Here is a 23,638-nt window from a genome sequence, read left to right as displayed (position 1 = left end):
CCATGTCACCCCGTCCATCGTCCCGCTCCGCCGAAGCAGTCGCGCTCGCCGCGGTGCAAGGCGCGGAAGCCGATCTGTCGATCGAGCTGCCCGGCCGCGATCCGGTGGGCGCCCGTGTCTACGGCCAGCGCCCCAAGGGAGAAACCGTGCCGCTGGTGCTGCACTTCCATGGCGGCACCTTCATCTGCGGCGGGCTCGACAACGGCCGCAACGTGGCGCGCCTGCTGGCCGGCGCCGGTGCGGTGGTGGTCTCGCTCGACTACCCGCTGGCTCCCGAGTCGCCGTTTCCCGAGCCGATCGAGGTCGGCTACGCGGCGCTCGAATGGCTCTACAAGCAGCGCGTCAAGCTCGGCGGCCGCGGCGCCCAGGTCTACCTGGCCGGCGAGGAAGCCGGCGGCAACCTGGCGGCGGCGGTGGCGTTGATCTCGCGCGACCGCGCCCATCCGCCGCTGGCGGGCCAGATCCTGCTGTCGCCGATGCTCGATCCCTGCGCCGGCACCGCGTCGCTGCGCAAGGCGACCAACGATTCGCCCGAATGCCGCTGGGCCACGGGCTGGGAAAAGTACCTGAGCTGCCCGTCGAACGCGACCCACCCCTATGCGGTGCCCAGCGGTTCGCTGCGCCTCTCGTCGCTGGCCCCGGCCCTGGTGCTGGTGGGCGAGGACGACGCGATGCGCGACGAGGCGCTGACCTTCGCGGGCCGGCTGCGCTCGGCCGGCATCGAGGTCACGAGCGCGGTGTTGAGCAACGCGGCCGAATGGCCCAAGGCGCTCTACGACGCCGAGTGCATGGGCTGCAAGGTCTGCGAGGCGACCGTGCAGCAGCACTTCCGCGAGTTCTTCGCCGCGACCACACCGCCCCAAGGGGCGACCCCGAAGCCCAGTTAGCCAGCGACGTCAGCCAGATAGCCAGCCGCTAGCGCGGTGAGGTCGGTCGCCAACGCGGCGACGGCCCCGCCGATACGGCCGAGCCACCGGGGGCACCCGGTGCGGCCGGCCTTTTTCCGAAATCTCCGTTTTTCTTGGTGCGAGGGCGCCAGGACGGACTGTTGCATCCCTAAAAGTCATCCGAGTCATTTGAGTCATCTGAGAGAAGGACGAATCACCATGTCGAACAACAAGCCAACGTTTTCCTCCGCGGCCCGCAAGGGCCTGTGGCCCGCCGTGACCGGCGTCACCGCCTTGCTGGCGGTGGCCGCCGCGGTGCTGGGCATGCACAGCTTCAAGGCCGAGGCCAACGCGCCGGCCGCGGGCGCGCCGCAAGCCATCCCGGTCTCGGTCGCGGCGGTGGCGCCGAGCGAGATCAACGCCTGGGACGAGTTCTCGGGCCGCCTCGAAGCGGTCGAACGCGTCGACGTGCGCTCCCGCGTCGCGGGTGCCGTGCAGTCGCTGCACTTCCGCGAAGGCGCGCTGGTCAAGCAGGGCGACCTGCTGGTGACCATCGATCCCGCGCCGTACGCGGCCGAGGTCGAGCGTGCCGAGGCGCAGGTGGCGTCGGCGCAGGCCCGCCAGTCCTTCAGCCGCAGCGAGCAGGAGCGCGCCAAGCGCCTGTGGGACGAGCAGGCGATCGCCCAGCGCGAGTACGACGAGCGCGTGAACGCCGGCCGCGAAGCCGAAGCCAACCTGCGCGCGGCCCAGGCCTCGCTGCAGTCGGCACGCCTGAACCTGGGCTACACCCAGGTGCGGGCTCCGGTCTCGGGCCGCATCGGCAAGATCGAGGTCACGGTGGGCAACCTGGTGGCGGCCGGTCCCGGCGCCCCGGTGCTGACCACGCTGGTCTCGGTGAGCCCGATCTACGCGAGCTTCGATGCCGACGAGCAGGTGATCACGCGGGCCCTGAAGGACCTGCCGACCGGCTCCAGCGCCCGCGGCCAGATCGAATCGATCCCGGTGCAGATGGGCACGGCCGGCCTGGAGGGCACGCCCTTCGTCGGCAAGCTGCAGCTGATCGACAACCAGGTCGACGCCCGCAGCGGCACGGTGCGCGTGCGCGCCTCCTTCGACAACAAGGACGGCGCCCTGATCCCCGGCCAGTTCGCCCGCATCCGCATGGGCCAGGCCCGCAACGACACCGCGCTGCTGGTCAGCGAACGCGCCATCGGCACCGACCAGAACAAGAAGTTCGTGATGGTCGTGGGCGAGGACAACAAGGCGGTCTACCGCGAAGTCGCGCTCGGCGCCTCGATCAACGGCCTGCGTGTCGTGAGCAAGGGCCTGAAGGCGGGCGACCGCGTGGTGGTCAACGGCCTGCAGCACATCCGCCCGGGTGCGCTGGTGGCGCCGCAGACCGTGACCATGGACGCCAAGGCCGACGGCAAGGCGCAACAACCGACGGAACAAGTGGCGCAGGCCGCGAAGTCCTGAACGACACCGGGCCCCGCGCGCCGGCCTGAGCACAGGCCGGCGTGCCGGGAAACCCGGGACACCGACAACGGCGACAGCGGCACCGGCCGGCTCGCCAGCGTTACTCGAAGTTCCTTGATGGGAGCCACCTGGATGCCGCTCGTCTTTTTCGAAGCGGCGTGGATCGCGCTGTCCGCGCGATGGAGCCAACGAAATGAATCTCTCTAAATTCTTCATCGACCGGCCGATCTTTGCCGGCGTGCTGTCGCTCTTGATGCTGATAGCCGGCCTGATCGCGTTGCGCGGTCTGCCGATCTCCGAGTACCCGGAAGTCGCACCCCCTTCGGTGGTGGTGCGCGCCCAGTACCCCGGTGCCAATCCGAAGGTGATCGCCGAGACCGTGGCGACCCCGCTGGAAGAGCAGATCAACGGCGTCGAGGGCATGCTCTACATGGGCAGCCAGGCGACCACCGACGGCGTGCTGACACTGACCGTCACGTTCCGCCTCGGCACCGATCCCGACAAGGCACAGCAGCTCGTGCAGAACCGCGTCTCGCAAGCCGAGCCGCGCCTGCCCGAGGAAGTGCGCCGGCTCGGCATCACCACGGTGAAGAGCGCGCCCGACCTCACGATGGTGGTCCACCTCGTGTCGCCCAATGGCCGCTACGACATCAACTACCTGCGCAACTACGCGGTGCTGAACGTGAAGGACCCGCTGGCGCGCATCGAAGGCGTGGGCCAGGTCCAGATCTTCGGCGGCGGCGACTACTCGATGCGCGTCTGGCTCGACCCGCAGAAGGTGGCGCAGCGCGGCCTCTCGGCCTCCGACGTGGTGGCCGCGATCCGCGGCCAGAACGTGCAGGCCGCGGCCGGCGTGGTCGGCGCTTCGCCGGGCCTGTCGGGCGTGGACATGCAGCTCTCGATCAATGCGCAGGGGCGCCTGCAGAGCGAGGAAGAGTTCGGCGACATCATCGTCAAGAGCGGCACCGACGGCGCCGTGACCCGGCTGCGCGACATCGGCCGCCTCGAGATGGGCGCCGCCGACTACTCGCTGCGCTCGCTGCTGAACAACGACCCGGCCGTCGGCATGGGCGTGTTCCAGGCACCCGGCTCGAACGCGCTCGACATCTCGTCGAACGTGCGCAAGACGATGACCGAGCTCAACAAGAACATGCCGGAAGGCCTGGAATACCGCATCGCCTACGACCCGACGCAGTTCGTGCGCGCGTCCATCGAATCGGTGATCCACACGCTGCTCGAAGCCATCATGCTGGTGGTGCTGGTCGTGATCCTGTTCCTGCAGACCTGGCGCGCGTCGATCATTCCGCTGCTGGCCGTGCCGGTGTCGGTGATCGGTACCTTCGCGGTGCTGCACGTGCTCGGTTTCTCGATCAACGCGCTGAGCCTGTTCGGGCTGGTGCTGGCGATCGGCATCGTGGTGGACGACGCCATCGTGGTGGTGGAGAACGTCGAGCGCAACATCGAGGCGGGGCTCACGCCGCGCGAGGCGACCTACCGCGCGATGCGCGAAGTGTCCGGGCCCATCATCGCGATCGCGCTGGTGCTGGTGGCCGTGTTCGTGCCGCTGGCCTTCATCAGCGGCCTCACGGGCCAGTTCTACCGCCAGTTCGCGGTGACCATCGCGATCTCGACCGTGATCTCGGCGATCAACTCGCTGACCCTGTCGCCCGCGCTCGCCGCCTTGCTGCTGCGCGGCCATGACCAGCCCAAGGACGCGCTGACGCGCGGCATGGACAAGGCCTTCGGCTGGCTGTTCCGCGGCTTCAACAAGTTCTTCCATCGCGGCTCCGAGGCCTACAGCGGCGGCGTCAAGCGCGTGATCTCGCGCAAGACGCTGATGCTGGTGATCTACCTCGCGCTGGTCGGCGTGACCTTCGGCCTGTTCAAGGCCGTGCCCAGCGGCTTCGTGCCGGCGCAGGACAAGCAGTACCTGATCGGTTTCGCGCAGCTGCCCGACGGCGCCACGCTCGACCGCACCGACGAAGTGATCCAGCGCATGGGCGAGATCATGAAGAAGAACCCGAACGTGGAAGACGCCATCGCCTTCCCGGGCCTGTCGATCAACGGCTTCACCAACAGCTCGAACTCGGGCATCGTGTTCGCGACGCTCAAGCCCTTCGACCAGCGCAAGCGCGCCGACCAGAGCGGTGGCGCGGTGGCGGGCCAGCTCAACGGCGCCTTCTCGAGCATCCAGGACGCATTCATCGTGATGTTCCCGCCGCCGCCGGTGGCGGGCCTGGGCACCACGGGCGGCTTCAAGCTGCAGATCGAGGACCGCGCCTCGGTCGGCTACGACCAGATGGACGTGGCGGTCAAGGCCTTCATGGCCAAGGCCTATGCCGCGCCCGAGCTCACGGGCATGTTCACGAGCTGGCAGGTCAACGTGCCGCAGCTGTACGCCGACATCGACCGCACCAAGGCGCGCCAACTCGGCGTGCCGGTGACGGACATCTTCGACACGATGCAGATCTACCTCGGTAGCCTCTACGCCAACGACTTCAACAAGTTCGGCCGCACGTACTCCGTGCGCGTCCAGGCCGATGCGCCTTACCGCGCCCGTGCCGAAGACGTGGGCCTGCTGAAGGTGCGCTCGACCTCGGGCGAGATGGTGCCGCTGGCCGCGCTGATGAAGGTCAACTCGACCTTCGGTCCGGAACGTGCCATGCGCTACAACGGCTACCTCGCGGCCGACATCAACGGCGGCCCGGCACCCGGCTATTCGTCGGGCCAGGCGCAGGACGCGATCACCAAGATCGCGGCCGAGACGCTGCCCAAGGGCGTGAGCTTCGAGTGGACCGAGCTGACCTACCAGGAGATCCTGGCCGGCAACTCCGCCTTCCTCGTGTTCCCGCTGGCGATCCTGCTGGTGTTCCTGGTGCTGGCCGCTCAATACGAGAGCCTGACGCTGCCGATCGCGATCATCCTGATCGTGCCGATGGGCATCATGGCCGCGATGGCGGGCGTGTGGATCTCGGGAGGTGACAACAACGTCTTCACGCAGATCGGGCTGATCGTGCTGGTGGGGCTCAGTGCGAAGAACGCGATCCTGATCGTGGAGTTCGCCCGCGAGCTCGAGTTCGCCGGACGCACGCCGATCCAGGCCGCGATCGAAGCCAGCCGCCTGCGCCTGCGCCCGATCCTGATGACCTCGCTGGCCTTCGTCATGGGCGTGCTGCCCCTGGTGCTGTCGACCGGCGCGGGCTCGGAGATGCGCAAGGCGATGGGCGTGGCGGTGTTCGCCGGGATGATCGGTGTGACGGCCTTCGGCCTGTTCCTGACGCCGGTGTTCTACGTGCTGATGCGCCGCATCGCGGGCAACCGGCCGCTGAAGCTGCACGGCGAGGTGCCGCATGGCGAGGACTTCGTGTCGGCCGACCATCCGGCGCCGGCCTCGGGCGGCTCGCACGGCGGATCGGGCGGTGGCCACGGTGGCGGCCTGCATCCGGTGCCGGCTTCGCCGCGGACCTCGCATGAATGACGAACGAACCACAGAACAAGAAGGAAGCTCGATCATGAACTTCAAGCTCTCATCCCTCTCGGCGCCGCTGCGCGCGGCCGTGCTGCCCCTGGTGGCGGCCCTGGCCCTGGCCGGCTGCGCGAGCGTGCCCTCGGGCCTGCCCGAGACCCCCACGGCGGCCCAGTTCAAGGAGCAGGGCGCCACGCCGCCCGCCGGCTGGACCCGCGCCGTGCCCTCCGAGGGCGCCGCGCGCGGCGCCTGGTGGCAGGCCTTCAACGACCCGGTCCTGAACGAGCTGATCGCCAAGGCCGACGTCAACAACAACAACATCCAGGGCGCGGCGGCGCGGCTGGCCGAGGCCCGCGCCATCGCGCGCAGCGTCAACGCCGACCGGCTGCCGCAGGTGGGCCTGAGCGCCGGCGCCAACCGCGGTGCCGGCCTCGACAAGGCCACGGCCAGCACCTCGCCGGCCACCATGACCAATGCCGGCGCCACCTTCTCGTACGAGCTCGACCTGTTCGGCCGCCTCTCGCGCGCCAGCGACGCGGCACGGCTCGACGCGGCCGGCCGTGAGGCGCTGCTGCAGAGCACGCGGCTGGCGGTGCAGGCCGAGGTGGCGCAGACCTACCTCACGCTGCGCGCCCTCGATGCCGAGCGCGTGCTGGTGCGCGAGCAGGTCGAGGCCTACCGCGACACGCTGCGCCTGTCGCAGCGCCGCCAGCAGGCCGGCGACATCGCCGAGCTCGACGTGGCGCGCGTGCAGACCGAGGTCTCGTCGACCGAGTCGGACGCGCTGGCGATCGATCGCCAGCGGGCCCAGGTCGAGCATGCGCTCGCGGTGCTGGTGGGCGATTCGGCCTCGAGCTTCGGCGTGCGGCCGGCCGACTGGACCACCGCGCTGCCCGCGATCCCGCCCGGCGTGCCGGCCACGGTGCTGACGCGCCGGCCCGACGTGTCGGCCGCGCAGAACGCGGTGTTCGCGGCCCAGTCGCGCGTGGGCGTGGCGCAGGCCGCGTGGTTCCCGGACATCTCGCTGACCGGCGCGGCCGGCTATGCCTCGCCCGAGGTCGGCGACCTGTTCAAGTGGTCGGCCCGCTCGTGGGGCGTGGGCGCGCTGCTGTCGCTGCCCATCTTCGACGGCGGCCGCCGCGAGGCCGGGCTGCAGAGCGCCAACGCGCAGCTCGACGGCGCGCTGGCCAGCTACCGCAACCAGGTGCTGGTGGCCTTCCAGGAGGTCGAGGACCAGCTGTCGTCGATCCGCATCCTGCAGGAGCAGTCGGGCGTGCAGGCCACGGCCGTGGCCTCGGCCGCGCGCGCGACCAGCCTGTCGGACACGCGCTACCGCAACGGCTACATCAGCCAGCTCGACCTGCTCGACGCGCGCCGCAGCGAGCTGCGCAACCGGCGCCAGGCGCTGCAGGTGAAGTCGGCGCAGTACCAGGCGGCCGTGGGGCTGATCCGCGCGATCGGCGGCGGCTGGGACGTGCCGGGCGCTGTGGCCTCGGGCGACGGCGCCCCGCGCGGCCCGCAAAGCTGAGGCCCTACGCGCCCCGCTTCGGCCAGCGGTGGCGCGTGCCGCCCGAGCGGCGGTCGGCCTTCTCGGGCACCACGCCCTGCGCGCTCAGCGCGCTGCCGCGCTGCTCGAGCCGCCGCAGGCATTGCAGGAAGATCTCGACATGCCCGGCCGGCAGGCCGTCGAGCAGCCCGGTGTTGAGCTCGGCGATGCGCGGGAACAGCTCGTTGAACAGCTGCAGCCCCGCGGCGCTCAGCCGCACATGGACCTCGCGCCGGTCCTCGTCGTCGCGGCGCCGTTCCACCAGCTGCTTCTCGACCAGGCTGCGCAGCCCGCGCGAGGTGCGCACGCGGTCCAGGCTCAGGCAGTCCGACAGCGCCGAGGGTGTGATTTCGCCGGTCTGCGCGAGCATCGCGACCATGCCCCACTCGCGGCGCGTGATGCCGAAGCCGCCCTCGACCAGGCGCGTGGCCATGCCGCCGCCGGTGCGCGCGGCGCGCGCGAGCCGGTAGAGCAGCAGGTCGTCGAGGCAGCGGGGCGCAAGCAGCGCGGCCGCGTCGGGAAAGGCAGGAGAGGAAGAACTCACGAAGCGGTGCGGGTGTGTGGCGGCGCCGCCGCGGCGCCCGATGATGGATTAGATCAACTATTTGTTACCTGCATATAAACAGCGTAACAAAAGCCGGCTACCAGCCGCCGGCGTGAGGAGATCCCCCCGTGCCCTTTTTCCCCTCCCGGCGACGACTCGCCGCCTGCTGCCTCGCGCTCGCGATCGGCGGTGTCCTGGCGCCCGCACAGGCGCAAAGCCTCGAGAGCCCGCTCACGCTGGTCGTCGGCTATGCGCCCGGCGGCAGCACCGACCGCATCGCGCGGCTGATCGCCGAGCGGCTCGGCCCCAAGCTCGGCGTGGCGGTCACGGTCGAGAACCGCGCGGGCGAGGGCGGCCGGCTCGCGGCCAAGCAGCTGCGGCGCTCGGCCGCGACCGAGAACGTGCTGATGCTCGGCAACCCGGCCGTGATGGTGGTGGCGCCGCTGGTGTTCAAGGACGCGGGCTACGACCCCGACAAGGACTTCGTGCCCGTCACGCAGGTCAGCAGCTACGACTTCGCGCTGGCCGTGGGGCAGAAGCTGCAGCTCGACCGCGCCATGTTCCTCGTGGGCCGGCTCTGGGCCCATCCCGAGGAGGCGATCTTCGGCGTGCCGGCCACCGGCAGCCTGCCGCACTTCTTCGGCCTGATGGTGGGCGATGCGCTGAGCGTGCAGCCGCAGATCAAGGGCTATGGCGGATCGGCGCCGCTGGCGGCCGACCTGACCGGCGGCTCGCTGCCGATCGCCATCGACACGCTGGACTCGCTCTATGCGCAGCACGTGGCCGGCAAGATCCGCATCCTGGCCGTGTCGGGCAAGAAGCGCGCGAGCTTCGCGCCCTCGCTGCCGACCTTCCGCGAGGCCGGCATGAAGATCGATGCCGACGGCTGGAACACCTTCTTCGCGCCGAGCAGCATGCCGCCGGCCAAGGTGCAGCTGCTGGCCGCGAAGATCCGCGAGGTGATGCAGGACCCTGGGCTACAGAAGGCGGCCGATGCGCTCTACATCACGCCGGTGGTCAGCAGCAATGCCGAGACGGTGCAGATGCTCAAGGCCTACCGGCAGCAGTGGGAACCGGTGGTGCGGCGCTCGGGCTTCGCGCCCTGAACGCGCGCATTCAGGCGTCGGGATCGGACGGCCGCGCGGCGCTGATCTTCTGCAGCTCCGCCACGCCCATCACCAGCGCATTCGAGTAGCTGGCCTCGGCGCGCGCCGCGCGGCGGTAGACGCGGTAGTCGAGCACGTCGGCCTCGCCGCTGTCCAGCGCCTCGAGCAGGACCCAGTGGAAGCGGTCCGGTTCGGGTTCTTCGACGGTGAGGGCCAGGTCGTTGAGGGCGGGCATGGGGCGGGGTCGCGGGGCGTTGTGACGAAGAAGCCCTGTATACGGAGGATTCGCCGAACCGGATGCGGCGCGTGGGTTCACCGGGCCGGTTGCGTGACGGAAGCCGCATTCCGGCGTTGCGTTTCGGGCACCCGCGCGCGCTCAACGACAATCCCGCCATGAATTTCCAGGCAGCGGCGGCGCCGGCGAGCGCGCGAGAGCACACCGGCGGGGCGCGTTGCGTGATGGTGCTGGGCACGACCAGCGGTGCCGGCAAGAGCTGGATCGCGACCGCGCTGTGCCGCTGGTACGCGCGCCAGGGCCTCAAGGTGGCGCCCTACAAGGCGCAGAACATGAGCAACAACGCGCGCGTGGTCGAGGGCGGCGAGATCGGCAGCGCCCAGTACTTCCAGGCGCTCGCGGCCCGCGCGCGGCCCGAGGTGCGCATGAACCCGCTGCTGCTCAAGCCCGAGCGCGACACCCACAGCCAGGTGGTGCTGATGGGGCAGGTCGACGAGGCCCTGTCGGCGCTGCCGTGGCGCGGGCGCAGCGAGCGCGTGTGGCCGCAGCTCGCGCGTGCGCTCGACGAGCTGCGCGCCGAGAACGACGTGGTCGTGATCGAGGGCGCCGGCTCGCCGGCCGAGATCAACCTGATGGCCAGCGACATCGTCAACCTGCGCATCGCGCGCCATGCCCGGGCGCGCTGCCTGCTGGCCACCGACATCGACCGCGGCGGCGCCTTCGCCCATCTCTACGGCACCTGGGCGCTGCTGCCCGAGGCCGACCGCGCGCTGCTCGCGGGCTTCGTGCTCAACAAGTTCAGGGGCGATGCCTCGCTGCTCGCGCCCGCGCCCGAGCAGCTGCGCGAGATGACCGGCGTGCCCGTGGTCGCGACCCTGCCGATGTGGTGGCAGCACGGCCTGCCCGAGGAGGACGGCGTGTTCGACGACCGCAGCCGCTCCTCGGGCGCCGTGACGCGCACCGTGGCCGTGATCGCCTATCCCCGCATCAGCAACCTCGACGAGTTCCAGCCGCTGAAGAACGTGCCCGGCGTGCGCCTGGTCTGGGCCCGCGCGCCGGCCGACGTGGCCGGCGCCGACTGGATCGTGCTGCCCGGCTCCAAGCACACCAGCGGCGACCTGGCCTGGCTGCGCGCGCAGGGGCTCGACCGCGCGGTGGCCGAGCATGCGGCGCGCGGCGGCGCGGTGCTCGGCGTCTGCGGCGGGCTGCAGATGCTCGGCGAGGCGCTGGTCGATCCGCACGGCATCGACGGCAATGCGCCCGGCCTGGGCCTGCTGCCGCTGGTGACGGTGTTCGAGCGCGACAAGACCGTGCGCCGCCGCGAGGCCGCCTTCGGCACGCTGGCGGGCGCCTGGGCCGCGCTGTCGAACGTGGCGGTGGCCGGCTACGAGATCCACCACGGCCAGACCGCGGCCCATCCGCAGATGGCCGGCGACGGCGGCGCGGTGATGCCCGAGGGGCTGGCCTGGCAGAACGCGCGCGGTAACGTGCTCGGGCTCTATCTGCACGGGCTGTTCGAGGACCCCGCGGCGCTGCAGGCGCTGTTCGGCGTCGCGGCGCCCACGCTCGACGCCACCTTCGACGGCCTGGCCGACTTCATCGACAACCACTTCGACGCCGGCGTGCTCGCCGGCCTCATTGCATGACCCACGACGACCTTCTTCCCGCGGTGCCCGACATCGCCGACGCCGCGCTCGCGGCCCGGCTGCAGGCCGCGCTCGACAACAAGACCAAGCCGCTGGGCGCGCTCGGCCGGCTCGAGGCGCTGGCGCTGCGCCTGGGCACGATCCTCGGCACCGAGTCGCCGACGCTCGAGGCGCCGCAGATGCTGGTCTGCGCGGCCGACCACGGACTGGCGGCGCGCGGTGTCTCGGCCTATCCGAGCGACGTGACCTGGCAGATGGTCGAGAACTTCCTGGCTGGCGGCGCGGCCGTCAGCGTGCTCGCGCGCCAGCACGGCCTGGCGCTGACCGTGGCCGACTGCGGCGTGCGGCGCGACTTCCAGCCGCGGCCCGGCCTGGTGCAGCGGCGCATCGCGCCAGGCACCGCCGATGCCTCGGCCGGTCCCGCGATGAGCGCCGCCCAATGCGCGCAGGCCATCGCCAACGGCCGCGAGATCGTGCGCGCGCTGCCGGGCAATGCGCTGCTGCTCGGCGAGATGGGCATCGGCAACAGCTCGGCCGCCGCGCTGCTGCTGGCGCGTCTGGCCGATATCGACATCGACCGCTGCACCGGCGCCGGCACCGGGCTCGACGCCGACGGGCTGGCGCGCAAGCGCGCCGTGCTGCGCGAGGTGCTGGCGCTGCATGCCGGCGCCACAGCGCCGCTCGACGCGCTGGCCGCGCTCGGCGGCTTCGAGATCGCGACGCTGGTCGGCGCGGTGCTGCAGGCGGCCGAGGAGCGGCGCGTGATCGTGCTCGACGGCTTCATCGCGAGCGCCGCCGTGCTGGTGGCGCAGGCATTGCGACCGCATGTGGCGCAGCGCTGCGTGGCGGCCCATGTCTCGGCCGAGCCGGGCCATGCGCTGCTGCTCGAGCGGCTGCAGCTCGAGCCGCTGCTGAACCTGGGCCTGCGCCTGGGCGAGGGCTCGGGCGGCGCGCTGGCCTGGCCGCTGCTCGAGTCGGCCTGCCGCATCGTGCGCGAGATGGCGAGCTTCGAATCGGCCGGCGTCTCGCGCAAGGACGCCTGAGATCGATGAGCGGCCTGCGGCACTTCCTGCTCGCGCTGCAGTTCTTCACGCGCGTGCCGGTCACGGGCCGGCTCGCGTCCTGGGTCGGCTACAGCCCGCAGATGCTTCGCGCGAGCGCGGCGCACCTGCCGGGCATCGGCTGGCTGGCCGGCGGCGTGGCGGCGCTGGTGTTCGTGGGCGTGGCGATGGGCCTGCCCGGCTTGGCGGGCGCGTTCGCGGCTGCGGTGCTGAGCACGGTCGCGACCGTGCTGCTGACCGGCGCCTTCCACGAGGACGGCCTGGCCGACGTGGCCGATGGCCTGGGCGGTTCGGCCGACCGGGCGCGCGCGCTCGAGATCATGAAGGACTCGCGCATCGGTGCCTTCGGCGCGATCGCGCTGGTGCTGGCGCTGGGCCTCAAGTGCGCGCTGATCGCGGTGCTGGCCGGCGGCGGGTTGCACGCGGTGGCCGCGGCCATCGTCGGCGCGCATGTGCTGTCGCGGCTCGCGCCGCTCGCCTTGATCCGCTGGCTGCCCTATGTGGGCGACAGCGGCGCGAGCAAGGCCAAGCCGCTGGCCGATGCGATCAGCGGCGGCGCGCTCGCGATCGGCGTGCTGTGGGCGCTGCCCGCGCTGGCGCTGCTCGCGTTGTCGCACGGCGCGGCCCATGCGCTGGCGGCGCTGCTCTCGGCGGCGCTGGCGGCGCTGTGGATGGCGCGGCTCTTCCGGCGCCGGCTGCAGGGCTTCACGGGCGACGGGCTGGGTGCCACGCAGCAGGTCTGCGAGATCGCGATCTACCTCGCGCTGGCATGGCGGGCATGAGCATGCGCAGGCTCTGGCTGCTGCGGCATGCGCCGGTGATTGCCGAAGCGGGCCTGTGCTACGGCGCGAGCGATCTCGAGGCCGAGGCCGAGGCCACGCGCGCGGCCGCCGAGCGCATCGCGCGGGAGCTGCCGCCGGGGCTCGCCGTGCTGTCGTCGCCGCTGCGGCGCTGCGCCGCGCTGGCCGGCGCGATCGCCGCGCTGCGGCCCGACCTCGCCGTGCAGCACGACGCGCGCATCGCCGAGATGGATTTCGGCGCCTGGGAAGGGCAGTCCTGGTCGGCCATCGCGCGCGCCGAGCTCGATGCCTGGACCGCCGACTTCGCCGACACCCGCGCCGGCGCGCATGGCGAGAGCGTGCGTGTCTTCATGGCACGCGTGGCCGGCGCCTACGACGAGTGGCAGGCCGGGCAGGGCGATGCGCTGTGGGTCGCGCATGCGGGCGTGCTGCGGGCCGTGTCGCTGCTGCACGCGGGCACGCGCTGTCCGCGCGATGCCACCGAGTGGCCGTCGACGCCGCTGCCCTTCGGCGGCTGGCAGGTGGTCGAGCTTCGGCCGGCCTGATGCGGCTTCAGCGCTTGGGTGCCGGCGTCTTCGGCTTGTAGTCGCAGTAGGTCGACACCGCGCAGTCCCAGCAGCGCGGCGTGCGCGCCACGCAGACATAGCGCCCGTGCAGGATCAGCCAGTGGTGCGCATGCAGCCGGTATTCGAGCGGCACGCGTTTCTCGAGCTTGAGCTCGACCTCCAACGGGTTCTTGCCCGGCGCCAGCCCTGTGCGGTTGCCGACGCGGAAGATGTGGGTGTCGACCGCGATCGTGGCTTCGCCGAACGCCACGTTGAGCACCACGTTGGCGGTCTTGCGGCCCACGCCGGGCAGCGCCTCGAGCTCGGCGCGCGTGCGCGGCACCTCGCCGCCGTGCTGTTCGACCAGCATGCGGCAGGCCTCGATCAGGTGCTTGGCCTTGCTGCGGTACAGCCCGATGGTCTTGATGTAGCCCTCCAGGCCCTCGACGCCGAGGTCGAGGATCGCCTGCGGCGTGTTGGCCACGGGGAACAGCTTGCGCGTCGCCTTGTTCACGCCCACGTCGGTGGCCTGCGCCGACAGCAGCACGGCGGCCAGTAGCTCGAAGGGCGTGTCGTATTCGAGTTCGGTCTCGGGCGTCGGGTTGGCGGCCTGCAGGACGGCGAAGAAGGGCGCGATGTTTTCTTTTTTCATGGGGCGGGACAAAGGCAGGCGCAATATATCGCTGAAACGGGAATGACCTACGCAACTTAATTTCCCGCGGCTTTCGCCACAATGGCGGCCAGAAAGTGAGACTGACCATGCAATTCGCCTCCCGCCTCGACAACGTCGAAACCTCCGCCATCCGCGAACTCTTCAAGCTGCTGGGCAAGCCCGGCATCATCAGCTTCGCGGGCGGCTTCCCCGACAGCGCGATGTTCGACGTCGAGGGCCTCAAGGAGGCGAGCCAGAAGGCACTCACCGAGGAGGCCGGCGGCGCGCTGCAGTACGGCGCCACCGAAGGCTACGAGCCGCTGCGCGCGCAGCTCAGCGCCTTCATGAAGACCAAGGGCGTCGAGGTCGACCCCAGCGGCCTGATCGTCACCACCGGCAGCCAGCAGGCGCTCGATCTGCTGGGCAAGACCATGATCTCGCCCGGCGACAAGGTGATCGTCGAGGGCCCGACCTTCCTCGCCACCATCCAGTGCTTCCGCCTCTACGGCGCGCAGCTCATCAGCGCGCCGATCGATGCCAACGGCGTGAAGACCGACGAGCTCGAGAAGCTGATCGCCGAGCACAAGCCCAAGTTCGTCTACCTGATCCCCACCTTCGGCAACCCCAGCGGCGCGATGCTGAGCCTGGAGCGCCGCAAGAAGGTGCTCGAGCTGGCCGTCAAGTACCAGACGCTGATCGTCGAGGACGACCCCTACGGCGACCTCTACTTCGGCGAGGCGCCGCCCCCGTCGATCATGGCGCTGAGCAAGGACGTGCCCGGCAGCCGCGAGCTGCTCGCGCACTGCGGCAGCCTCAGCAAGGTGCTGAGCCCGGGCCTGCGCATCGGCTGGATGATCGCGCCGGCCGAACTGCTGGCCAAGGCCACCATGTGCAAGCAGTTCAGCGACGCCCACACCAGCACCTTCTCGCAGGCCACCGCGGCCCAGTACCTCAAGAGCGGCCGCATGCCGGCCACGCTGGCGCATGTGCGCGAGGTCTACGGCCAGCGCGCCAAGGCCATGGGCCAGGCGCTGCAGCGCGAGCTCGGCGATGCGGTGAGCTTCACCCAGCCCAATGGCGGCCTGTTCTTCTGGGCCCGCCTCACGGGCGCCAACGGCAAGCTGGCCAACGCCAACGAACTCGCCAAGCGCGCGATCGAGAAGCTGGTTGCCTTCGTGCCCGGCGCGCCGTTCTATGCCGAGAACCCCGACGTGGCGACCCTGCGCCTGAGCTTCGCGACCGCCGACGTGGCGAAGATCGAAGAGGGCGTCAAGCGCCTCGGCCAGGCGCTGTAAGGCCGGTTCTCAGGGCGAGCGGTGCAGCCGGGGCGCCGCGAGCAGCGCCAGGTTGTCCGCGATGGCCGCATCCACGTTCGGATAGAGGCCTTTCATCTTCGAGAGCGTCATGATGGTCTGCAGCGCCTTCAGGTCCTTGACCGAGGGCGCGACCTTGATCTGCGCGATGGCCGCGGTGGGATTGCCGCCGTTGATCAATGCCATCACCTTGCTTGCCCAGTCGTTCGCGCGCGCCATGTCTTTCACCTGCTTTCCGTTGAGCCGCCGACTGTACACAGTGGCGCGGCGGGGCATTGGTTACCATCACCCATGAGAAAAACCTTCCAGCTTCAGGTCGAGGGCAAGCACCCCGACCGCCTCCTCGAAGCCATCAAGCACGAAATCCGCAAGTACATCAAGCGCGAGCGTGGCCATGCACTGCCAGCCGGCGCCGATTTCTGGGACTTCGATTGCCGCTTCGGCAGCACCGCCGACAACGCCGAGACCATCCACCTGTCGGCCATCACCGCCAGCATCGACCACGTGGTGGCCGAGGGCGGCAAGCAGTTCTACCTCGAGATCCTCGCGAAGCCGGCCACGCGCAAGGCGCGGCCGGCGGAACCGTCCGACGCTGAATAGTCCTACGGGCATCGAGCGCGCATGGAGGCAAGGCCCTCCTGGCGCCCGGTGGTAGAAAACCGGTTCGACGGGCGATGACCGGCATCGCCTTCCCCTCCACGGTCGACACGGGGCATTGCATGATCAAGACGGCGGCGAAGTCATTCCTGGGAGCACTCGGCTACACCATGCAGCGAACGTCGACCGCACAGGCGGCGCGCGCCGACATCGACGCCGGCCTGGCCGAGATCGGCGCGAAGACACGGCGGATCGATCAGCTCGAAGCCACCCTTGCCGACGGCGCGATGCGGTTGGCGTCGCTCGAGCGGGACCTCGCCCATGCCCACGGCGGCCTGGAATCCCTGGGCCTGCGGGCGCCGTTCACCTGTCCCGCGTGCGGCGGCCATGAGGCGCTCAAGATGATCAAGCACTACCACGGCGACCTGGTCAAGTGCTTGGGCTGCAAGGCGCAACTGATGTGGCCGCTGCCGTCCAACGAGGAACTGGCCGCCATCTATGGCGCCCGGAACGCCTTCACCGACATCGGCGACGACGATGTGGCGCGCTACCGGGCCGATCCGTCGGACAAGGCCAACCATGCCCGGCACATTGCCCGCATCCTCGAGCGATTCGGCCAGCCCGGCGATGCCACCGTGATCGAGGTCGGCTGCATGCACGGCCTGGTCATGCTGGAGCTCGGAAAGCTCGGGTACGACTGCATCGGCGTCGATCCCTCGCCCGAAGGGATCGCGTTTCTCAACGCCAATGGAGGGCGCGGCTATTGCGGCACCCTGTCCGATGCGGCCCTGTCCCTGCCGCGCGCGAACGCGGTGGTGAGCTTTCACGCACTCGAGCACATGCCCGATCCCTATGCGGCGCTGCGGCGTATCCATGACCTGTTGCTGCCGGGCGGCGTGCTCGACATCGCGGTGCCCTGCTGGGGCGGTCTGGTCGCGCAGCGACGGCTCGACCGATGGAAGTGGTTCGCGCCGCCGTTCCATCTCCACTACTTCACCGAGGAGGCCTTGCTGCCCTTCCTCGCGTCGATCGGCTTCGAGGTGCGCGAGCTCACCGGCGTGACCGGGGAGCACGAGGTCGACGAGCTGTCCGATGCCTTCGGCCTGAAGGAGGCATTGCCGCCCGCCGAACGCCTGGCGGCGATGGACCTGATGCGCAAGCTGCGGTTGGGCGAAGCCCTGGAAGTGACGGCCGTGCGCGTCACTCCCGCCGCCTAGGTCATCGGGTCAGCGCCTGCGCCAGCCGCAGGCCGTGCCGCTGCTCCACCTCCTGCAGCGAACGCGCGATCGACGGGTGCAGCCGCACCCCGTCCCTCGATTGCGCCTCCCGACGCTTCAACCCGCCTTCGCCCGGCAGCCGCACCGGCTTCGCCGGGTCGATGGGCGCATTGCCGCGGCAGCGTTCGGCGACCTCGTCCATCTGCCGCAGGAACGCCGCCTTGCCGCCGAAGGCATGCAGGTCATGCAGCGTGACGTGCACCGTCGCGCCCCAGCCCTCGGGTGGATCGGCGCGGCCATGGCCGGCGAGGCCGCCGGTCAGCGCCTCCACCAGCAGCGCCATGCCGTAGCCCTTGTGGCCATGGCTCAGGCCGCCCACCGGCAGCAAGGTGCCGGGCGGGCTGTCGAACAGCACCTGCGGATCGTTCGAGGGCCGGCCCTGCGCATCGATCAGCCACTGCTCGGCGAAGGTCTCGCCGGCCGCGCGCTTGCGGTTGCTCATGCCGTTGGTGGTGATCGAGGCCGAGATGTCGACCATCACGCCGCCCTGCGAGAGCCCGAAGCCCAGCGCCAGCGGGTTGGGCGTGAACACGGCCTGCGTGCCGCCGAAGGGCGCGACGCTCGCGGTGTTGGGGTCGGAGCAGGCCAGCAGCATCAGCATGTCCTCCTGCAGCGCGCGCAGCATGTAGACCGCGAGGCAGGCGATGTGGTGGCTGCGGCGGATCACCAGCGAGGCGGTGCCGAGTTCGCGGGCGCGCGGGATCAGCAGGTCGAGGCCTTGCTCCATGAGCCAGGGGCCGGGCAGGCGCCGGCCGTCCCACAGCACGGCGGCGGGGCGGTCCGACAGCACCTCGGGCACACCCTCGCGCGCCATGCCGCCCGCCTCGAGTTCCTTCGCATAGCCCGCGAGCAGCGCGAGGCCGTGGGTGTCGTGGCCCAGCAGGTCGCCCTCGACCAGCGTGCGCGCCACGCTCGCGGCCATCGGCGCGGCGAGGCCGCACTTCTGCAGCAGGGCATCGGCATAGGCGACCAGCGCCGGCGCGTTGTAGAGGGGGGCTTCGGACGAGGGGACGGCTTGGTTCATGCCGCCATTCTGGGTCACTCGGGCTTGATGTTGGCGATGGCCGCGATCTTGCGGAAGCGCGCGATCTCCTCGAGGTGGAAGCGCTGCATCTTCTCGGGCGGGTAGGGCATGAGCTCGGCGCCCGACTTGCGCACGAAGGCGCGTGCGTCCTCGGTGGCCAGCGTCTTCTGCAGTGCCTCGGCGAGTTTCGCGGTGATGTCGTCGGGCGTCTGCGAACGCACGTAGAACGACACCCAGCTGTACTGCACGTACTCGTTGAAGCCCTTCTCGCGGATCGTCGGCACGCTCGGCAGGTCGGGGTTGCGCGCTTCGCCCGAGACCGCGAGCGGGCGCAGCTTGCCGCCCTTGATCAGCGGCATCGCGCCGCCGAGGTCGACCAGCGCGAAGTCGAGCTGGTTGCCGATCACGTCGGTCATGATCGGCGCCTGTCCCTTGTAGGGCACGTTGGTGAAGTCGCCGCCGGCCACGTTGGCGAGCCAGGCCGCCGCGAGCTGGTAGCCCGCGGAGTAGGTGCCGACGGTGAGCGACTTGCTCTTGCTGGCAGCCAGCAGCGCCTCGATGCTCGCGAACGGCGAGTCGTTCGAGACCACCACCACGTTCATGCCGCGCGTCAGGCCCGACACCGGCTTGTAGTCCTTCACCGAGTCGTAGCCCAGGTCCTTGATGGTCAGCGGGTTCACGGCCATCGGCGAGTTGCTCGCCAGCAGCAGCATGTAGCCGTCGGCCGGCGCGTTCTTCACCTGCTGCAGCGCGATGATGCCGTTGGCGCCGGGCTTGTTCTCGACCACCACCGCCTGGCCGAGCTGCACGGCGAGCTGGTCGCCGAAGTAGCGCGCCGAGTTGTCCGAGCCGCTGCCGGGCGTGAATGGCACCACGATCTTGATCGGCCGCGTCGGGAAGGCCGTGCCCTGCGCGAAGGCCGGTCCCGCCACCGCCGCGCCCGCCGTACCCGCCAATGCCAGCAACAGCCGGCGCCTGCTTGTCTCCATTTTTTTTGCTCCTGAGTTCGTGACTGAACCGGTCGTTCGCCGACCTGCCCGGGCTTCGGGCTGGCCAAATAATAATACATATGTGCTTTTAAAAAACATGTATCTGTTATATCGTTGAAAAAGAACAGCCAGACAGGAGTCCCATGAGCACAGCAGCGAATCCGTCCGACCTCTCGATCCACCGCGCCGGCCACACGGCCACGGTGGAGATGTGCCGGCCGCCCCACAACTTCTTCGACCTCGCGCTGATCTCGGCGCTGGCCGAGGCCTTCGAGTCGCTGCAGGCCGACCCGGCATGCCGCGCCATCGTGCTGGCGGCGCAGGGGCGCTCCTTCTGCGCGGGCGCCGATTTCTCGTCGCCCACGCCCGCGGCCGGCGCGCGGCGCGACCCGGGCGAGCTCTACCGGCAGGCGATCCGGCTGTTCGCGGTGACCAAGCCGGTGATCGCGGCGGTGCAGGGCCCGGCCGTGGGCGGCGGGCTGGGGCTCGCGCTGGTGGCCGATTTCCGCGTCGCCTGTGCCGAGGCGCGCTTCAGCGCCAACTTCGCGCGCCTGGGCTTCCACCCGGGCTTCGCGCTGAGCCACACGCTGCCGCGCCTGGTCGGCGCGCAGCAGGCCGCGCTGCTGCTCTATACCGGCCGCCGCATCGACGGCGCCGAGGCGCTGCGCATCGGCCTGGTCGACGAGCTGGCGCCGCAGGACCAGGTGCGCGAGCGCGCCCAGGCATTGGCCGGGGAGATCGCGATCTCGGCGCCGATCGCGGTCGAGTCGACGCGCGCGAGCCTGCGCGTCGGGCTGGTCGAGGCGGTGCGTGCCGCGGTCGAGCGTGAGGCCGGCGAGCAGCGCCAGCACTTCCAGACCCAGGACTTCCGCGAGGGCGTGGCTGCGATGGCGCAGCGCCGCGATCCCGTCTTCGGACGTCATTGAGCCGCGTCGGAGCACGCCATGATCGATTTCGCACTCGATGAAGAACTCGCGCTGGTGGTCGAGACGGCCCAGCGTTTTTCCGACGAACAGCTGCTGCCCTCGCAGCGCGCCTTCGAGGCGCAGCGCGCGCTGCCCGAGGCCGTGCGGCGCGAGGCGGCCCAGATCGGCTTCGACCGCATCGACTGGCCCGAGTCCGCGGGAGGTGCCGGCCTCGGCGCGCTCGCGCGCGTGCTGGTGACCGAGCGGCTGGCGGCCGGCTGCCCCGGCGCGGCACTGGCGCTGCAGCCGGTCGGCGCGGTCGCGCAGGCGCTGCTGGCCTTCGGCGGCGAGGCGGCATTGCAGCGCCATCTGCAGCCGCTGCTGGCACGGCCCGATGCGCGCGCGGCGCTGGTGTTCGATGCGCGCGGCCAATGGACGAGCGATGGCGATGCGCTGAGCGGCCACGGGGCCTGGCTGCCGACCGACCGCATCGACCTGCTCGCGGTGCTGAGCCGCGACGGGCTGCGCCTGGTCACGCAGGGCATCGTGCTCACCGAGCTGCCCGGCGCCGGTCTGCGTGCCGCGGGCGCAAGCGAGCTGCGCGTGGACCGCGCGCCGGTCGAGGCCGCGTGGACCGATTCCGCGGCCGCCGCGCTCGCGCTGGCCCATGCGCGCGTGCAGCTCGCGGCGCTGCTGGTCGGCCAGATGCATGCGGCGGCCGACTATTCGCGCCGCTACGCGCTCGAGCGCGTCGCCTTCGGCAAGCCGATCGCGCACCACCAGGCGCTGGCCTTCCTGATCGTCGACATGCACAGCGCGGTGGACGCCGCGCGCCAACTGCTGCACGAGGCCGCCTGGCGGCTCGATGCCGGCCGGCCCGCGCGCGAGGCCGCGGCCACGGCGCTGATCGAGGCGATCGAGAACGCGGTCTTCATCGGCGCCAACGCGGTGCAGATCCTCGGCGGCGCGGGCTTCATGCGCGATTACCCGGTCGAGAAGCAACTGCGCGAACTGCGCGCGCTGGGCCTGCTGCTCGGCGGCGCCGATGCCGCGCGCGACGACGCGCTGCCGGCCGCGATCGCCGCGCCGATCGACTTTCTTGCCACCACCGACCCAACGACCCAGGGAGCCTGAGATGGATTTTTCGATCAGCGCTGACGACCAGGCCCGCCTGCAGACCCTGCGCCGCCTCGGGCGCGACGAGATGCGGCCCGCGGGCCGGCGCGCCGACCGCGCGGGCGCGCCGCTGCCGGTGGACGACCCCTTCTTCGTGCGCATGCTGGCCGAGGGCTTCGGCCGCACGCGTTGGCGCGCGGCCGACGCGGCACCCGACGGCGCGGATGCGCCCGCGCCCAACAAGGCCGGCTCGGCCGTGGCCCAGGTGCTGCTGGCCGAGGAGGGCGCCTACTGGGACCGCGGCATCGGCGTCGCGCTGCCGGGCCCGGGCCTGGGCGAACCGCCGATCCTCTCGATGGGAACGCCCGAGCAGAAGCAGCGCTTTCTCTCGCCCTTCGTGAATCCGCAGCGCCCGATCTGGGGTGCCTTCGCGATGACCGAGCCCTCGGGCGGTTCCGACGTGGCCAACATCAAGACCCGCGCGCGGCGCGACGGCGACCACTGGGTGCTCGATGGCGCCAAGTCCTTCTCGGGCAACTCGGGCCGCGCCGAATGGACCGTGGTGTTCGCCACCATCGATCCGGCGCTGGGCCGCGCGGGCCACCGCGCCTTCGTGGTCGAGCGCGGCACGCCGGGCTTCGGCGACTTCCGCATCGAGAAGAAGATGGGCCTGAAGGCCTACGAGTCGACCTCCTTCTTCCTCTCGGGCTGCCGCGTGCCCGCGGCCAACCTGCTCGGCGGCGAGGCGTACTACGAGCAACGCTCGGGCGGCTTCAAGGGCGCGATGAACACCTTCAACGCGGGCCGTCCGGCCATCGCCGGCATGGCGGTGGGCATCGGCCGCGCCGCGCTCGACGAGGCCGCGGCCTTCATGCAGGCCCAGGGCCTGGCCTCCGACCTGCGGCTGCGCGACCGGCTCGAGCGCTCGCGCCGCAAGCTCAAGGCCGCGCTGCTGATGGCGCTGCGCGCGGCCTGGCTGGCCGACCGGCGCCAGCCCAACATGCTCGAGGCCTCGGCCTCGAAGGCGCTCGCGCCGCCGGCCGCCTTCGAGGCCACGAGCTTCGCGATGGAGGTGCTGGGCCTGGCGGGCGGCCGCGGCGACCACCTGATCGAGAAGCTGTTCCGCGACGTGAAGGCGCTCGACATCGTCGAGGGCACGGGCCAGATCCAGCGCGTGGTGATGGCGCGGCATCTCGTGGGCCTGCCCAACTGAATCCCTCTTCCTTTCTCCCTATGACCGATACGACTTCCAATGCGCCCTCGGGCCCGCTCCAGGGCATCCGCGTGCTCGACCTCACGGCCGTGGTGCTCGGCCCGCTGGCCACCCAGATGCTGGCCGACTACGGCGCCGACGTGATCAAGGTCGAGCCGCCCGAGGGCGACATGATGCGCGCCAACGGCATCTCGCAGCACCCGGGCATGAGCTCGATCTTCCTGGCCGTGAACCGCAACAAGCGCTCGCTCGCGGTCGACCTCAAGTCGCCCGAGGGCGTGGCCGCGCTGCGCGCGCTGATCCCGCAGGTGGACGTGGTGGTGCACAACATGCGCGTGGCCGCGGTCGAGCGCCTCGGGCTCGGCTACGACGCGGTGGCGAAGCTCAATCCGAAGGTGGTGTATTGCGCCGCCACCGGCTTCGGCCAGGACGGTCCGCACCGCGACAAGCCGGCCTTCGACGACATCATCCAGGCCGCCTGCGGGCTGGTGGGCGTGGGTTCGGTGGGACGCGAGCAGCCCGACTACACGCCCAGCCTGATCGCCGACAAGACCACCGGCCTCGCGGTCTGCAACGCGGTGCTGGCGGCGCTGCTGCACCGCGAGCGCAGCGGGCAGGGCCAGTACGTCGAGGTGCCGATGCTCGAGACCATGGCGGCCTTCGTGCTGGCCGAGCACATGGGCGGCATGACCTTCCAGGGGTCGGCGGTGAAGGCCGGCTATCCGCGGCTGCTCGAGGGCGGGCGCAAGCCGGCGCGCACGCGCGACGGCTGGATCAGCATGCTGCCCTACACCGAGCGCCACTGGCAGGCCTTCTTCGTCGAGGTCGGCCAGCCCGAGCTGGCCGAGCGCTACAGCATCGCCAATCGGCAGGAGCGCAATGCGCAGGTGCGCGCGCTCTACGGCCACCTGCGCGAGCTGTCGCCGCTGAAGACCACGGCCGAGTGGATGGCGCTGTGCGAGAAGCTCGACATCCCGGCCACGCCGATCTATGCGCTCGACGACCTGCCCGCGCATCCGCATCTGAAGGCCGTGGGCCTGTTCGAGGACGCGCAGCATCCGACCGAAGGGCCGATCCGCCAGCTGCGGCCCACGGCGCGCTTCTCGGCCACGCCGACCCGCGTGTACCGCCAGGCGCCCACGGTGGGGCAGCACACCAGCGAGATCCTGCGCGAGGCCGGCCTCGGCGAGGAAGCCATCGCGCGGCTCAAGGCCAGCCGCGCGGTGGCCGGCGAGTGAGG

General features: G+C 70.9%; 22 protein-coding genes. 16 read left to right on the top strand and 6 right to left on the bottom strand.

The annotated features are described in order from the left end of the window. Positions 1 to 2 precede the first annotated feature (2 nt). From R0232_RS19610 to R0232_RS19595, 4 genes are all read left to right on the top strand, one after another. The gene (locus R0232_RS19610; protein WP_093342323.1) at positions 3 to 887 is read left to right on the top strand and encodes an alpha/beta hydrolase; all 885 of its coding nucleotides are present in this window, start codon (positions 3 to 5) and stop codon (positions 885 to 887) included. A 219-nt stretch (positions 888 to 1,106) separates the two neighbouring features. After that, a complete protein-coding gene (locus tag R0232_RS19605) occupies positions 1,107 to 2,363 on the top strand; it encodes an efflux RND transporter periplasmic adaptor subunit (protein WP_093342321.1) in 1,257 nt (418 codons plus the stop codon). 193 nt (positions 2,364 to 2,556) lie between these two features. Continuing rightward, the gene (locus R0232_RS19600) at positions 2,557 to 5,841 is read left to right on the top strand and encodes an efflux RND transporter permease subunit (RefSeq protein ID WP_093342320.1); all 3,285 of its coding nucleotides are present in this window, start codon (positions 2,557 to 2,559) and stop codon (positions 5,839 to 5,841) included. A 34-nt stretch (positions 5,842 to 5,875) separates the two neighbouring features. Further along, on the top strand, positions 5,876 to 7,357 hold the full coding sequence (locus R0232_RS19595) for an efflux transporter outer membrane subunit (RefSeq protein ID WP_431509130.1): 1,482 nt from the start codon (positions 5,876 to 5,878) through the stop codon (positions 7,355 to 7,357). 4 nt (positions 7,358 to 7,361) lie between these two features. Here R0232_RS19595 and R0232_RS19590 read toward each other — a convergent pair whose 3' ends face one another. Further along, complete coding sequence (locus tag R0232_RS19590; RefSeq protein ID WP_431509129.1) at positions 7,362 to 7,919, bottom strand: MarR family winged helix-turn-helix transcriptional regulator; 558 nt, start codon at positions 7,917 to 7,919, stop codon at positions 7,362 to 7,364. 128 nt (positions 7,920 to 8,047) lie between these two features. On the opposite strand from R0232_RS19590, the gene R0232_RS19585 reads away from it, so the two are divergent. Further along, entirely contained in the window at positions 8,048 to 9,025 is a 978-nt protein-coding gene (locus R0232_RS19585) for a tripartite tricarboxylate transporter substrate-binding protein (RefSeq protein WP_431509128.1), read from the top strand. Positions 9,026 to 9,035: 10 nt separating this feature from the next. Here the strand turns inward: R0232_RS19585 and R0232_RS19580 are convergent, their stop codons facing one another. Next, on the bottom strand, positions 9,036 to 9,260 hold the full coding sequence (locus R0232_RS19580; RefSeq protein ID WP_093342316.1) for a hypothetical protein: 225 nt from the start codon (positions 9,258 to 9,260) through the stop codon (positions 9,036 to 9,038). Positions 9,261 to 9,418: 158 nt separating this feature from the next. Here R0232_RS19580 and R0232_RS19575 point away from each other — a divergent pair, with 158 nt between their 5' ends. The 4 genes from R0232_RS19575 to R0232_RS19560 are packed head-to-tail and all read left to right on the top strand — an operon-like array spanning position 9,419 to position 13,312. Then, the gene (locus R0232_RS19575) at positions 9,419 to 10,906 is read left to right on the top strand and encodes a cobyric acid synthase (RefSeq protein ID WP_412179690.1); all 1,488 of its coding nucleotides are present in this window, start codon (positions 9,419 to 9,421) and stop codon (positions 10,904 to 10,906) included. After that, positions 10,903 to 11,949: a nicotinate-nucleotide--dimethylbenzimidazole phosphoribosyltransferase gene (gene cobT, locus R0232_RS19570; RefSeq protein ID WP_431509127.1), complete on the top strand. Its 1,047-nt coding sequence runs from the start codon at positions 10,903 to 10,905 to the stop codon at positions 11,947 to 11,949. The genes R0232_RS19575 and cobT overlap by 4 nt, the downstream gene beginning before the upstream one ends. A 5-nt stretch (positions 11,950 to 11,954) precedes the next feature. Continuing rightward, positions 11,955 to 12,749: an adenosylcobinamide-GDP ribazoletransferase gene (locus R0232_RS19565; RefSeq protein ID WP_431509126.1), complete on the top strand. Its 795-nt coding sequence runs from the start codon at positions 11,955 to 11,957 to the stop codon at positions 12,747 to 12,749. Beyond that, positions 12,746 to 13,312: a histidine phosphatase family protein gene (locus R0232_RS19560; protein ID WP_431509125.1), complete on the top strand. Its 567-nt coding sequence runs from the start codon at positions 12,746 to 12,748 to the stop codon at positions 13,310 to 13,312. The genes R0232_RS19565 and R0232_RS19560 overlap by 4 nt, the downstream gene beginning before the upstream one ends. Positions 13,313 to 13,319: 7 nt before the next feature. Here the strand turns inward: R0232_RS19560 and nth are convergent, their stop codons facing one another. Then, positions 13,320 to 13,964 carry an endonuclease III gene (gene nth / locus R0232_RS19555; RefSeq protein ID WP_208510861.1) on the bottom strand — a complete coding sequence of 215 codons (645 nt, stop codon included), beginning with the start codon at positions 13,962 to 13,964 and terminating at the stop codon, positions 13,320 to 13,322. A 107-nt stretch (positions 13,965 to 14,071) separates the two neighbouring features. On the opposite strand from nth, the gene R0232_RS19550 reads away from it, so the two are divergent. After that, the gene (locus R0232_RS19550; protein WP_208510862.1) at positions 14,072 to 15,259 is read left to right on the top strand and encodes a PLP-dependent aminotransferase family protein; all 1,188 of its coding nucleotides are present in this window, start codon (positions 14,072 to 14,074) and stop codon (positions 15,257 to 15,259) included. Between the two features lie 9 nt (positions 15,260 to 15,268). Here R0232_RS19550 and R0232_RS19545 read toward each other — a convergent pair whose 3' ends face one another. Continuing rightward, on the bottom strand, positions 15,269 to 15,496 hold the full coding sequence (locus tag R0232_RS19545; RefSeq protein ID WP_431509124.1) for a hypothetical protein: 228 nt from the start codon (positions 15,494 to 15,496) through the stop codon (positions 15,269 to 15,271). A 72-nt stretch (positions 15,497 to 15,568) separates the two neighbouring features. Here R0232_RS19545 and R0232_RS19540 point away from each other — a divergent pair, with 72 nt between their 5' ends. Continuing rightward, a complete protein-coding gene (locus R0232_RS19540) occupies positions 15,569 to 15,877 on the top strand; it encodes a DUF6172 family protein (protein ID WP_208510863.1) in 309 nt (102 codons plus the stop codon). A gap of 74 nt (positions 15,878 to 15,951) precedes the next feature. Beyond that, the gene (locus R0232_RS19535) at positions 15,952 to 17,091 is read left to right on the top strand and encodes a class I SAM-dependent methyltransferase (protein ID WP_431509123.1); all 1,140 of its coding nucleotides are present in this window, start codon (positions 15,952 to 15,954) and stop codon (positions 17,089 to 17,091) included. A 1-nt stretch (position 17,092) separates the two neighbouring features. Here R0232_RS19535 and R0232_RS19530 read toward each other — a convergent pair whose 3' ends face one another. Further along, positions 17,093 to 18,175, bottom strand: coding sequence for an Ldh family oxidoreductase (locus tag R0232_RS19530; protein ID WP_431509122.1), 1,083 nt, complete (start codon positions 18,173 to 18,175; stop codon positions 17,093 to 17,095). Positions 18,176 to 18,189: 14 nt separating this feature from the next. Continuing rightward, entirely contained in the window at positions 18,190 to 19,164 is a 975-nt protein-coding gene (locus R0232_RS19525; RefSeq protein WP_431509121.1) for a tripartite tricarboxylate transporter substrate binding protein, read from the bottom strand. A gap of 143 nt (positions 19,165 to 19,307) precedes the next feature. On the opposite strand from R0232_RS19525, the gene R0232_RS19520 reads away from it, so the two are divergent. Genes R0232_RS19520 through R0232_RS19505 form a run of 4 tightly spaced genes read left to right on the top strand, consistent with a single transcriptional unit; the run spans position 19,308 to position 23,636 of the window. Beyond that, positions 19,308 to 20,090 (top strand): enoyl-CoA hydratase/isomerase family protein, encoded by a 783-nt coding sequence (locus tag R0232_RS19520; RefSeq protein WP_431509120.1) that lies wholly within the window; start codon positions 19,308 to 19,310, stop codon positions 20,088 to 20,090. A gap of 18 nt (positions 20,091 to 20,108) precedes the next feature. Continuing rightward, positions 20,109 to 21,203, top strand: a complete 1,095-nt coding sequence (locus R0232_RS19515; RefSeq protein WP_431509119.1) for an acyl-CoA dehydrogenase family protein — start codon at positions 20,109 to 20,111, stop codon at positions 21,201 to 21,203. 1 nt (position 21,204) lies between these two features. Continuing rightward, complete coding sequence (locus R0232_RS19510) at positions 21,205 to 22,398, top strand: acyl-CoA dehydrogenase family protein (RefSeq protein ID WP_431509118.1); 1,194 nt, start codon at positions 21,205 to 21,207, stop codon at positions 22,396 to 22,398. Between the two features lie 20 nt (positions 22,399 to 22,418). Next, positions 22,419 to 23,636 carry a CaiB/BaiF CoA transferase family protein gene (locus R0232_RS19505; RefSeq protein WP_431509117.1) on the top strand — a complete coding sequence of 406 codons (1,218 nt, stop codon included), beginning with the start codon at positions 22,419 to 22,421 and terminating at the stop codon, positions 23,634 to 23,636. Positions 23,637 to 23,638 lie beyond the last annotated feature (2 nt).

This window comes from Variovorax sp. DAIF25, assembly GCF_050711835.1.
GTDB lineage: Bacteria > Pseudomonadota > Gammaproteobacteria > Burkholderiales > Burkholderiaceae_C > Variovorax.
Note: the sequence above shows the minus strand (reverse complement) of the source record. Positions and strands in the feature narration are given on the sequence as shown.

Excerpts from the sequence above, each read along its gene's own strand:
- R0232_RS19595 (WP_431509130.1), top strand. The coding sequence starts at position 5,876 with ATGAACTTCAAGCTCTCATCCCTCTCGGCGCCGCTGCGCGCGGCCGTG.
- R0232_RS19550 (WP_208510862.1), top strand. The coding sequence starts at position 14,072 with ATGCAATTCGCCTCCCGCCTCGACAACGTCGAAACCTCCGCCATCCGC.
- R0232_RS19525 (WP_431509121.1), bottom strand. The coding sequence starts at position 19,164 with ATGGAGACAAGCAGGCGCCGGCTGTTGCTGGCATTGGCGGGTACGGCG.
- R0232_RS19580 (WP_093342316.1), bottom strand. The coding sequence starts at position 9,260 with ATGCCCGCCCTCAACGACCTGGCCCTCACCGTCGAAGAACCCGAACCG.
- R0232_RS19505 (WP_431509117.1), top strand. The coding sequence starts at position 22,419 with ATGACCGATACGACTTCCAATGCGCCCTCGGGCCCGCTCCAGGGCATC.
- R0232_RS19540 (WP_208510863.1), top strand. The coding sequence starts at position 15,569 with ATGAGAAAAACCTTCCAGCTTCAGGTCGAGGGCAAGCACCCCGACCGC.
- R0232_RS19515 (WP_431509119.1), top strand. The coding sequence starts at position 20,109 with ATGATCGATTTCGCACTCGATGAAGAACTCGCGCTGGTGGTCGAGACG.
- R0232_RS19560 (WP_431509125.1), top strand. The coding sequence starts at position 12,746 with ATGAGCATGCGCAGGCTCTGGCTGCTGCGGCATGCGCCGGTGATTGCC.
- R0232_RS19530 (WP_431509122.1), bottom strand. The coding sequence starts at position 18,175 with ATGAACCAAGCCGTCCCCTCGTCCGAAGCCCCCCTCTACAACGCGCCG.
- R0232_RS19535 (WP_431509123.1), top strand. The coding sequence starts at position 15,952 with ATGACCGGCATCGCCTTCCCCTCCACGGTCGACACGGGGCATTGCATG.
- R0232_RS19510 (WP_431509118.1), top strand. The coding sequence starts at position 21,205 with ATGGATTTTTCGATCAGCGCTGACGACCAGGCCCGCCTGCAGACCCTG.
- R0232_RS19575 (WP_412179690.1), top strand. The coding sequence starts at position 9,419 with ATGAATTTCCAGGCAGCGGCGGCGCCGGCGAGCGCGCGAGAGCACACC.
- R0232_RS19600 (WP_093342320.1), top strand. The coding sequence starts at position 2,557 with ATGAATCTCTCTAAATTCTTCATCGACCGGCCGATCTTTGCCGGCGTG.
- R0232_RS19545 (WP_431509124.1), bottom strand. The coding sequence starts at position 15,496 with ATGGCGCGCGCGAACGACTGGGCAAGCAAGGTGATGGCATTGATCAAC.
- nth (WP_208510861.1), bottom strand. The coding sequence starts at position 13,964 with ATGAAAAAAGAAAACATCGCGCCCTTCTTCGCCGTCCTGCAGGCCGCC.
- cobT (WP_431509127.1), top strand. The coding sequence starts at position 10,903 with ATGACCCACGACGACCTTCTTCCCGCGGTGCCCGACATCGCCGACGCC.
- R0232_RS19610 (WP_093342323.1), top strand. The coding sequence starts at position 3 with ATGTCACCCCGTCCATCGTCCCGCTCCGCCGAAGCAGTCGCGCTCGCC.
- R0232_RS19520 (WP_431509120.1), top strand. The coding sequence starts at position 19,308 with ATGAGCACAGCAGCGAATCCGTCCGACCTCTCGATCCACCGCGCCGGC.
- R0232_RS19605 (WP_093342321.1), top strand. The coding sequence starts at position 1,107 with ATGTCGAACAACAAGCCAACGTTTTCCTCCGCGGCCCGCAAGGGCCTG.
- R0232_RS19565 (WP_431509126.1), top strand. The coding sequence starts at position 11,955 with ATGAGCGGCCTGCGGCACTTCCTGCTCGCGCTGCAGTTCTTCACGCGC.